Below are 10,915 nucleotides of genomic sequence, written 5' to 3' on the forward strand. Positions count from 1 at the left end.
CATGTCGTTTTTGACGACTCATTAATAATAACATCTTTAGGGTTTATTGTCAACACATTTTTGAAAGTTTTTTTATTTTCTTCTTTTGAAGTATCTTTTTTATCTAAATATATGATATAAAAAGAGACTGCCACATGAACAGCCTCTTTTTTATATGAAATACAATTGGCTAAATATTGTACTTTTTGCTTAATAACTACTTATTTTCTCAAATCAGGTTTTGGCTAGTCTCTTAGGATATTTAGGTCCTCACCTGACATTATCTTTTTCATAGTCCTCATAGAACACATCTTTCCACACATAGTACAAGTATCCTGGTGCTCCGGAGTTGATTCAGCCCTATACTTCCTTGCCTTTTCTTCGTCCATGGCTAGTCCAAACATAGCCTCCCAGTCTATATCAGCCCTGGCCTTGGCCATCTTGTTATCCCAGTCCCTTGCATGAGGCAGCTTTTTAGCTATGTCTGCAGCATGGGCAGCTATTTTAGTTGCTATTATACCTTCCTTCATATCATCAAGATCAGGTAGCCTCAGATGTTCAGCAGGAGTTACATAGCATAGGAAGTCTACACCAGCTGCTGCTGCTATGGCACCACCTATGGCAGATGTAATATGGTCGTATCCTGGGGCTACATCAGTAACTATTGGACCAAGCACATAGAATGGGGCCTCATGACAAAGTCTCTTTTCTAGCTTGACATTTGCCTCTATTTCATCTATAGCCATGTGGCCAGGTCCCTCTATCATTACCTGTACATTCTTTTCCCATGCCCTTAGTGTCAATTCCCCAAGAGTTGTCAATTCCTTTATCTGACAGGCATCTGTTGCATCATTTATACAACCTGGCCTCAAGGCATCCCCTAAACTCAAAGTTAAGTCATACTCCTGGCATATATCTAGTAGTTCGTCATATCTTTCAAAGAATGGATTTTCTGCATCATTTAATTCCATCCAGGCATACATTAGAGACCCACCCCTAGACACTATGTTTGTGATTCTCTTGTTTCTCTTGAATACCTTCATGGCTTCCCTGTTCATACCAGCATGGATAGTTACAAAGTCTACACCATCCTTGGCATGCTTCCTGACTACATCAAGGAATTCATCTGCTGTTATATCCTTTAGCTCCTTATCATAAAAACCTATGGCATCATATACTGGAACTGTTCCTATCATGGCAGATGACATGGCTATCAACTTCTTTCTAAACTCTTCTGTCTTACCGAATGAAGATAGGTCCATAATAGCCTCTGCCTTCATATCTATAGCCTTCTTTACCTTTTCCAACTCCTTGTCTACATCTGGACAGTCTCTTGATATACCAAGGTTTACATTTATCTTAGTGCTAAGACCTAGACCTACACCCTCTGCTAATAGGCTCTTGTGGTTAACATTGGCTGGTATGGCAATCTTACCCTGGGCAACCCTCTCCATCAATAACTGGGGATCCATATGTTCCTTTTCAGCCACCCTCTTCATTTGATCTGTCAATATTCCCTTTTTTGCTGCTTCCATCTGTGTCTTGTACATAATGTATTTATTCTCCTTTTTATTTTTCTTAAGCCTTTTTTAGACTCTTATTCTTATCTATATACTTCCTTACACAAAATATATATTTACATATAATATTTATTTTTATACCTTATTTATATTATCGATTTTCTTTTAACTAAAAACCTCTAGACATCTATAGACCTATATTCCTCCAGAAGCTCTCTAGTCCTCTTCTCAGGGTCATCTGAGCCCAGTATATCAGAAATTACACATATACCATCTATGCCTGTATCTTTAAGATAACCAAGCTTGCCCAAACCTATACCGCCAATCGCTAGAACTGGTATATTGATTTGATTAGTCATATCTTTTAGGGTTTCTAGGTCTATAAGTCCTGAATCCTTCTTGGTATCTGTGGCAAATATAGCCCCTACACCTATATAGTCCGCCCCATACTTTTGGGCCTCTAGGGCCTCTTCCATATTTTTGGCAGATATACCTATTATCTTCTTGTGACCCAAAATCTCCTTTGCCTTTTCAATTGGCATATCAGACTGACCCAGGTGGACCCCATCGGCATCTACGGCCATAGCTATATCCAACCTATCGTTAATAACAAAATCAACACCGTGTTTGTGGCAGATTTCTTTTAGTTTAAGAGCCCTCTTAAAAAAGTCCCTGGTATCCATATTCTTTTCCCTTAATTGAACTATCTTGGCCCCACCCCTGATACTGGCCTCAACAGACTCATAGAAGTCCTTCCCCTTGCAGGCCTTTTCATCTGTTACCAGATAAAGAGGGTACTTGTACTCTACCTTTTCCACTTCTATATTGGCTAGATCCCTGATAGAATACTGGTTGAACTTATAGATATTGTTCATTACATCTTCCCTGTAGCTGGCAATTCCATTATTTTCTTCATTTTCTCTAATAGCTGCCTCTTCACCTGCTATGGACATGGCCAAGATTCCGCCAACTGCACTTACCAGGGGACTTGCTCCCCCTCCTAAAAAGCTGGCTGCCAAGGATGTAATCATACAACCTGTACCCGTTATGTATGATAGGAGGTCTGACTCATTATATATCTTGACTATATACCTACCATCAGTGATTATATCTATCCTTCCCGTTACGGCACATACACACCTATGGTCTCTTGCGACCTTAAGGGCTGCATCTATGGCCTCTAAACTATCTGCACTAGAGTCTACCCCCTTTGACTTAGTGTTCATGCCTGAAAGTGACATTATCTCTGACGCATTACCCTTTATTATTGTTGGATGGACTTGGGTCAAGAGGTCGACTATTGCCTCATTCCTAAACTGAGTTGCCCCAACCCCAACCGGGTCTAGGACTATCCCTATATTATGTTTATTGGCTGTCTTGCCAGCCTTTATCATGGTCTTTAGGGATGCACCATTAATAACTCCATAGTTTATGACCAAAGCATCAGATATCATGGTCATCTGATCAACCTCTTCAAAGCCATCACCCATTACCGGTGATGCCCCTATGGCTAGGGTCACATTGGCACAATCATTTATTGTGACATAGTTTGTAACCTGCTCTATTAGGGGCTTTTTATCTCTTAAGTTTACTATGGCCTCACATAGGTCCTCTATCAATCTTTCCTTGTTCAAATTTAGCACCTCCCTGCTAATTATTTTGAAGTATCTTACCCTTTTCCAGTTGGCAATCATTGGGCTTAAGCCATACCCAGACTCTTGTAAATATCCCCCATAGGGTCGGTAGGTCCACAACCCCTACCTATATCCAGGGAGTTTTCAATAGCCTTGCTTATAAAATCCTTGGCCCTGGACACGGCTTCTTCCAAGCCATATCCCTTGGCTACATTAGCTGCAATGGCTGACGAAAGCGTACATCCTGTCCCGTGGGTATTTTTAGTATTTATTCTTTTGTGGTCATACTTGTAGACCCTACCATCATTGGTAACCAGAACATCACATGGCCTATCCATTAGGTGGCCCCCCTTTACAAGGATATTCTTGCCAGTATGACCTGCAATTATCATCCCGGCCTCTTTCATCTTTGCCCAACTGTCTATATCTAGGCCAGCCCTTCCTATAAGGTTTAGGATACAGGACGTTTCTGCCAAGTTTGGTGTTATCAAGTCCACAAGCGGTATCAGACCCTCTATCAAAACCTTTTTTGCCTGGCTGTTAAGTAGGTCAAACCCCGATGTAGATACCATGACCGGGTCTAAAACCACAAACTTTGGCCTGTATAGGTCTATACAATCCCTAACCGCCTCTATTATATCGATTTCAGCCAGCATGCCTATCTTGACTGCATCTACCTCTATATCCTCAAAGATTGCCCTTATTTGATCCTTGACCATGGAGGCAGAGACTCTTTCTACCCTCTTTACACCCAGGGTATTTTGGGCTGTTATGGCAGTAATTGCAGACATACCATAAACCCCTAATGCTGCAAATGTTTTCAGATCGGTTTGAATACCAGCCCCTCCACTAGAATCAGATCCAGCAATGGTCAAAACTTTCTTCATATCAATCCCTCCTGAATAATTAGTAAATTTCCCAGGAAAATAAAAGAGCATGCACCCTTTGGTACATGCTTAATAATCCTATTATATATTCTTCCTACGTTGGCATTATCCAAATCAGGTTCTAGGGTCAAGGCTCACATCCTTTTCTCAGCCAATTTATCAGCTCCCCTTCTTATTAAATTTTCTAAACCTATAATATCACAAAGACGCCCCCGTGACAATAAAAGTTTAAATAATTACTTAGTTTATATTATAACAAGCCTGCTAGTATAGGCACTGTCAATATACTGATTATAGTCGTCAAGAAAACGCACTTTGACGAGAATTCTATACTGGTATTATATCTCTCTGCCATTATAGTCGTAAAAGCTGGCGCAGGTAAGGCTGCTGTAAAGAACAGGATTGCCAATGGCAGATTTTGGTTGGCCTGAATTCCTAAGCCCTTAAATATAGCTACCATTACAAGAGGGAGTAAAACCATCCTGATGATTGTTAACCTGTAGGCCTCCTTGTCAGTGAACATCTTACTAACATCATACCTGGACAGGGACATACCAACTACCATCATTGATAGTGGAACTGTTAGGTTGGCTACATAAGTTACCAGGGTAAGCACAGGCTTTGGAACTGGTATCTGTAAGAAGAATATAAACATACCTACTACTACCGCTATATTCTGTTTAGTGAAGATTATGTGTCTAAGCCTGATACGATCTCTTAGGTTGTAGTTTAGAGTTATAAGCTTTATACCTAAAGAGAATATCAAGACATTCTGTACAATATTACCCATGGCCATAAGGAATAGTCCATCATTACCATAAAGGGCGTACATAAGAGGGTATCCAACAAAAGCATTATTTGAAAATACCAAAGAGAATATCCAACTACCTGACTTCTTAGGGTCTACCTTTAGAATCTTAGCAGCATAATAAGCTAGACCAGATAGGAATAACTGGAATATTAAAACTGCCACCATTACCTTTATAGCATCACCCAAGAGCCTGGCATCAAAGGGTCTTACCATAGATAGGGCGATGGTACATGGCATACTCACATCCACTACCAAATTTGTTAGGTCGTTAATAGATGAATGTGCAACTATTTTCTTTATACCTATTAGGTAACCCAAAAATAAGAGCATAAACAATATCAGAACATTAGTAAAAACAACTTGCAAAAAAATTCTCCTCTCTTCTTGTAAAATCACCATAGTAGTATAACATATAACTTTAAACATATCTAGCCGAATCCAGAAATAATTATATATATTATGACATTATTTTTTATGATCTTATATAATTAACTAAAGAGAGGAGTTTATTTAATTTTTTTATTGTGGTTTATAGGCCAATACCCTTAGGGAGTTTATTACTGCCAATAGGGCAACACCAACATCTGCAAAAATTGCCATCCACATATTGGCTATACCAAGAGTACCCAAGACCATAACTAAGATTTTTACACCAATAGCAAGGACTATGTTCTGCCATACTATTTTCTTGGTCATATTAGATATTCTAATAGCTGTAGGCAATTTTGCCATTTCATCTGTCATTATTACTATATCAGAAGCCTCTATGGCTGCATCAGAACCTATGCCTCCCATGGATAAACCTACATCTGCTCTGGCAATTACCGGAGCATCATTTATACCATCACCTATAAAGGCAAGCTTGGCCTGGTCTGGCATATCCTTCATCATACCTTCTACTATTTCCACCTTTTGGTTAGGAAGTAGATTGGCCTGGTAGCTAGTAAGTCCCAGGTCCCTGGAAAGTTCTCTAGCGACATCTTCACTATCACCTGTCAGCATAACCAGATTTTCTACTCCCAAGCCCTTTAAATCTGCAAGAGCATCCTTGATTCCTGACCTTACTTGGTCTGCTATTTCTACACAACCTCTGTATAATGAATCGACAGCAATATATACCTTTGTTGAAGAATTTTTCACTTCCTTATAATCTATCTTTTCTGCTTCCATCAATCTTGCATTACCAGCCAGAATTTCCTGGCCCTCATAGACAAGTTTGATTCCCTGGGCTGGTATTTCCTGGTATGAGACAAGCATGGACTTATCAAGATTCTTATCCAGGCCAGCTTCTTGACACCAGGCAAGTATAGACTTGGCTATAGGATGGTTTGAAGATGATTCTGCTATATAGGCATAGGTCATCAGGTCTTTTTCCTCTACCCCATCAGCCCTGTTTATATTTACTACCTTGAAGACTCCCTCTGTAAGAGTTCCTGTCTTGTCAAAAACTATAGTCTTGACTGACATTAGGGCGTCTAAGTAGTTACTACCCTTGACCAAGATACCCTTTGAAGATGCAAGCCCTATACCTGAAAAATAAGTCAAAGGTATAGACAAGACCAAAGCACATGGGCAAGATACAACCAAGAAAATCAAGCCCCTGTATAACCATGTTTTAAAATCCTGGCCTCCCACTAGTGGTGGCAATATGATAATAGCTACTGCAAGACCCACTACTATAGGTGTATAGTATTTGGCAAACACACTGATAAAGTTCTCTGTATTAGACTTGTTGGCACTGGCATTTTCCACCATATCCAGTATCCTGGCAACAGTTGAATCCTGGTATAACTTAGTTACCTCTACTTCTATAAGGGCCTCCTTGTTGATGACACCAGACAAAACTTCCTCACCTGCCCTGGCTGACCTAAGTACCGACTCCCCTGTAATAGCAGAAGTATCAAACCTACTAGCCCCCTTGACTATTATTCCATCAAGAGGCACCCTCTCACCAACCTTAACGACTATCCTGTCACCAATTTTGATATCTTCTGGTGCAACTTCCACCACCTGGCCATCTACTAATAGGTTGGCCACCTGTGGGGCTATATCCATCAAGCCCTCTATATTCTTCCTGGACCTGCCAACAGCCAAATCCTCTAGGGCTTCACCTACCCCATAAAACAACATAACCCCTACGGCCTCTGGATATTCACCTATGGCTGCAGCACCTATAGTGGCTATAGTCATCAAGAAGTTTTCATCAAGGGCATTACCCCTCATGATATTCCTGACTGCTGCTATCAAGACATCCTTACCGGACAAGACATAGGCTATAGCCAAGAAAACCAGGTAGGCTGGATATGGTAGTCCAAACCTCTTTCCTAGCATGGCCACGGCATATAGGATAATAGAAATAAATAATAACTTCTTCGATCCTTCTGCCTCATGCTCATGCCCATGCTCGTGCCCATGTTCATGATCTGGCCTATATTCTCCTGTCTTGACCTGGTCTACCTGACCACTTAGGCCCAACCTGAAATCACCAGCAGACATGGTATGACCACCTATCTTTAGACTAATATCCAAACCTGGCTCAGTATCATCTATTATACTTATCAACTGGTCAACCACCTGGTCCTTGTCGTAGTCTTCTTTTATATTTACAGCCAGTTTCTTATTGACAAAGTTTAGGTTAGCGGTATCAACCTCTTCCCTGGCCCTAACCTTTTCCTCTATGACGCCTGCACAGTGGGCACAATTTAGGCCACCCATCATAATCTCTACCCTACTCATAATTAACACCTTTCATTCAAAAAATACTTAAAAATAATAATTTCTAATAGTACATTTCCTTTATATGGTCTAGACCAAAACTAAAAATCTTGTCTATATGGTAATCATCAAGGGAATAGAAGACTGTCTTACCTTCCTTCCTAAACTTTACCAGCCTAGCCTTTTTTAAGACCCTTAACTGGTGGGAAATTGCTGACTGGGTCATTTCTAGCAAGTTTGCTATATCGCACACGCACATCTCCCTTTCCAAAAGGGCGTATATAATCTTCACCCTGGTCACATCACCAAATACCTTAAATAGCTCTGCCAGGTCATACACCATTTCCTCTGTTGGCTTATCTTTCTTTACAGCCTCTATCCTATCCTCATGTATACAGTAGTCCTGACATACTTCTATATTGTCGTCTGTCAACTTTTTTAATGGCATCTTGTCCTCCTTTTTAATCAAGGTCCTCCTAGTTGCTAGACCCTTATATATATCTTTTAATCTATTACTAATCCTGTTTTAAAACAAATATATGAATATCTATTCATATATTTGCTTTAACCTAATTATACTCTTTTAACTTAGATCTGTAAATAATATTTTTGATTTTTTTTAATTTAAGTGTAGAATGTAGGTAGGGTTGCTTATAATAAGGTTCATAGCCTTATTTATCAGCCCCTTATATTATGATTAATTTATATGTCAATAGGAGGTTTAGATATGAAAATAGGTGTAACAACAGAAAATGGTGTAATTTGTGGCCACTTTGGTCACGCAAAGAATTTTTCAGTATTTACTGTAGAAGATGGCAAGATTGTGTCAAGAGAAGAATTGGACACTCAGGGCAACCACTGCTCTAGTATGCCAGACTTTGTTCTTCAGAACAAGATAAATGTAATCATCACTTCAGGTATGGGCCAGGGTGCCATAGATGGACTTGCTGCCAAGGGAGTTAAGTCATTCTCTGGTATTGTAGGAGACCCACAAGTAGCAGTAGAAAACTACCTGGCAGGCAAACTAGAAGATGCTGGTGCTAACTGTGCTGGTCACGGCGACCACTCTTCATGCCACCACTAGGATAAATAGATATTATAATAATAAAGGACTAGTCAGTAGTCAGTGCCACTTGCACCCTACCAACTAGTCCTTCTTTTATCTATAATTAATATTTAAAATTTCTAATCCAGGTTCAACCTCTTGTTTAAGATATGGTAAGTGATTGCGTATAAAATTACTACTTCAACCAAGGACATCAATAACATGATTAACATTACCCCTGAAAAATAATGTAAGCTTATATCTATCTTACTACTCATTATTTGCATTATATTTGACGCATCTACATTACCAACCACTCTAGAGTACTCAGCCCCATAGGAATCCAAAAGATGTTCAATTCTATCAAATCCAAGCCTAGTAATTACATATTCAGAAATTATTGAGAATCCAACAAAAAATCCTATAGCAGATAGATTTTTATGCTTTTTAAATGTTGGCATCTGCCCAAATGAAAGTGCAGCATATATAATCATTATAGATGAGATAAATGTAATAAACATATTAATTATACTTAAAAATATGATTAAGTATGTTCCAGGCTTGCTAAAAACTAGTTTAAGTACTTCAACAAGCTCTTTATCTAAATTTGCAAAATTCAAGTCACCAACAAAAAATATATATCCTCCCATCACTAGACACACTATTAGAACTGAAAGCACATCAAATATCAATATTGCTATAGCCTTTGACCAAATGATATTGTGAGTGGACGTCGGTACTGTAAACATCAAATAACCTTCATCTCCTAAAAGCGAAGTATTGAATCGTGTAATTGTAAATATCAAAAGCAAAACACCAAGGGCCATCATAGCGAATATACACAAAATAAATGAACTAAATCCCAACTTGGAAAGTAAACCACTAGATGCACTTATAGTACCATAGGATGTGAATGCTCCTGCTATAATAACGGCATACAAGACCAAAAAGTACTTGTATATTGACTTTATTTCATATTTTATCAATTTTCCTAACATCTAAATTCCTCCCTAAAAATAGCGTCTATAGACTTGCCGTATTTTTCTCTTAAAGTCTCTGTTTCCTCATGTAACATAACACTACCATCATTTACAAAGATAATCTCATCACATATAGTCTCTATATCACTTATCAGATGAGTAACTATCAAGAGACTACTGTCTTCCGGTAAGTTTGTCAAAATTGTCTTCATAATATATGACCTGGCAGCTGGGTCAACACCTGCTATAGGCTCATCCAGTATATATAGTTCTGCCTGTCTGGACATAACCAAAACCAGCTGAACTTTTTCCTTTGTGCCCTTAGATAGGTTTTTCAACTTTTCATCTAGGTCTATTTTCATATCACTGAACATCAGCTCTGCCCTATGTCTATCAAAGTCTTCAAATAGGTCTTCAAAGAAATCCAAAATATCCTTAACCCTCATCCAGTTATTTAGGTAGGTCCTCTCTGGCAGGTAGGATATAATTGCCTTTGTCTCCTTACCTATCCTATTTCCACCAACCATGATGACACCATCCGTTACTGGTATTAGACCATTTATCAATTTTACAAGAGTAGTCTTTCCACAACCGTTTGGCCCCAAGAAACCAACTATCTTGCCCCTCTCTATGGAAAAAGACATATTTTTTAAAACCCTCTTCTTACCATATGACTTTCTAACCTGGTCTACATATAAAATTGTATTTTCACTTATAAGATCTTCCTTATTTATAGCCATCTCTTATTCCTCCTCAAATAAAATTTTCTTGTATGCTTCCACTATCTCTTCCTTGTCAAAACCAAGTGAATATAGGGCCTCAATTGATTCCTTTATTAAAACCTGACTCATCTTGTACCTCTCTTCCCTAATCAAGTCCAAATTATCCGTTACAAACCTACCCCTAGTCCTCTGTGAAAATACTAAATTCTGATTTTCTAGTTCCTGTAGGGCCCTCTGTATGGTGTTGGGGTTTATTTCAAATTCCCCTGCTAAAGCTCTTACGGATTCTAACTGTTGGCCTGGTCTGTATATACCCGCTATAATCTGTTTCTTAATTATATCTATTACCTGTAGATATAGGGGTACATTATTATCAAAAACATATGCCATATATATACTCCTCTCTGTATTACTGTACTGTTGTACTAATTCTTTAATACAATAATACATCCTGGCATATATTATGTCAAGCACTTTTTTTAAAAAAATAAAAAACCTAGTTACTCATCATGAATAACTAGGTTTTTCTTATAGAGGCGACATCCAGATTCGAACTGGAGATCAAGGAGTTGCAGTCCACTGCCTTACCACTTGGCTATGTCGCCGTACTATAAAATTGTAC

The 10,915-nt window shown here is 38.8% G+C and carries 10 protein-coding genes, 1 tRNA gene and 1 riboswitch; of the genes, 1 reads left to right on the forward strand and 10 read right to left on the reverse strand.

All coding sequences use genetic code 11. From position 1 onward, the window contains the following. Positions 1-224: 224 nt before the first annotated feature. From thiC to HMPREF0634_RS01195, 6 genes are all read right to left on the reverse strand, one after another. Positions 225-1,529, reverse strand: coding sequence for a phosphomethylpyrimidine synthase ThiC (thiC, locus tag HMPREF0634_RS01165; RefSeq protein WP_007788260.1), 1,305 nt, complete (start codon positions 1,527-1,529; stop codon positions 225-227). Positions 1,530-1,678: 149 nt separating this feature from the next. Further along, entirely contained in the window at positions 1,679-3,133 is a 1,455-nt protein-coding gene (gene thiM, locus HMPREF0634_RS09440; RefSeq protein WP_007788270.1) for a hydroxyethylthiazole kinase, read from the reverse strand. Positions 3,134-3,198: 65 nt separating this feature from the next. Continuing rightward, entirely contained in the window at positions 3,199-4,020 is an 822-nt protein-coding gene (gene thiD, locus HMPREF0634_RS01180; protein WP_007788266.1) for a bifunctional hydroxymethylpyrimidine kinase/phosphomethylpyrimidine kinase, read from the reverse strand. Between the two features lie 74 nt (positions 4,021-4,094). Beyond that, a riboswitch (TPP riboswitch) is annotated at positions 4,095-4,200 on the reverse strand. 70 nt (positions 4,201-4,270) lie between these two features. Beyond that, complete coding sequence (locus HMPREF0634_RS01185) at positions 4,271-5,197, reverse strand: AEC family transporter (protein ID WP_007788272.1); 927 nt, start codon at positions 5,195-5,197, stop codon at positions 4,271-4,273. A gap of 153 nt (positions 5,198-5,350) precedes the next feature. Further along, positions 5,351-7,567 carry a heavy metal translocating P-type ATPase gene (locus tag HMPREF0634_RS01190; RefSeq protein WP_007788256.1) on the reverse strand — a complete coding sequence of 739 codons (2,217 nt, stop codon included), beginning with the start codon at positions 7,565-7,567 and terminating at the stop codon, positions 5,351-5,353. A 43-nt stretch (positions 7,568-7,610) separates the two neighbouring features. Continuing rightward, positions 7,611-7,994, reverse strand: a complete 384-nt coding sequence (locus tag HMPREF0634_RS01195) for an ArsR/SmtB family transcription factor (protein WP_007788263.1) — start codon at positions 7,992-7,994, stop codon at positions 7,611-7,613. 279 nt (positions 7,995-8,273) lie between these two features. Here HMPREF0634_RS01195 and HMPREF0634_RS01200 point away from each other — a divergent pair, with 279 nt between their 5' ends. Further along, positions 8,274-8,630 carry a NifB/NifX family molybdenum-iron cluster-binding protein gene (locus tag HMPREF0634_RS01200; protein ID WP_007788268.1) on the forward strand — a complete coding sequence of 119 codons (357 nt, stop codon included), beginning with the start codon at positions 8,274-8,276 and terminating at the stop codon, positions 8,628-8,630. 101 nt (positions 8,631-8,731) lie between these two features. Here the strand turns inward: HMPREF0634_RS01200 and HMPREF0634_RS01205 are convergent, their stop codons facing one another. The 4 genes from HMPREF0634_RS01205 to HMPREF0634_RS01220 form a co-directional block, all read right to left on the reverse strand. After that, positions 8,732-9,589, reverse strand: a complete 858-nt coding sequence (locus HMPREF0634_RS01205) for a hypothetical protein (RefSeq protein ID WP_007788254.1) — start codon at positions 9,587-9,589, stop codon at positions 8,732-8,734. Then, positions 9,583-10,311 (reverse strand): ABC transporter ATP-binding protein, encoded by a 729-nt coding sequence (locus tag HMPREF0634_RS01210; RefSeq protein WP_007788261.1) that lies wholly within the window; start codon positions 10,309-10,311, stop codon positions 9,583-9,585. The genes HMPREF0634_RS01205 and HMPREF0634_RS01210 overlap by 7 nt, the downstream gene beginning before the upstream one ends. A gap of 3 nt (positions 10,312-10,314) precedes the next feature. Next, a complete protein-coding gene (locus tag HMPREF0634_RS01215) occupies positions 10,315-10,683 on the reverse strand; it encodes a GntR family transcriptional regulator (RefSeq protein ID WP_007788252.1) in 369 nt (122 codons plus the stop codon). Between the two features lie 144 nt (positions 10,684-10,827). Continuing rightward, positions 10,828-10,898, reverse strand: a tRNA-Cys gene (locus HMPREF0634_RS01220). Between the last annotated feature and the right edge of the window lie 17 nt (positions 10,899-10,915).

The sequence above is a fragment of the Peptostreptococcus stomatis DSM 17678 genome, assembly GCF_000147675.1.
Classification (GTDB): domain Bacteria; phylum Bacillota; class Clostridia; order Peptostreptococcales; family Peptostreptococcaceae; genus Peptostreptococcus; species Peptostreptococcus stomatis.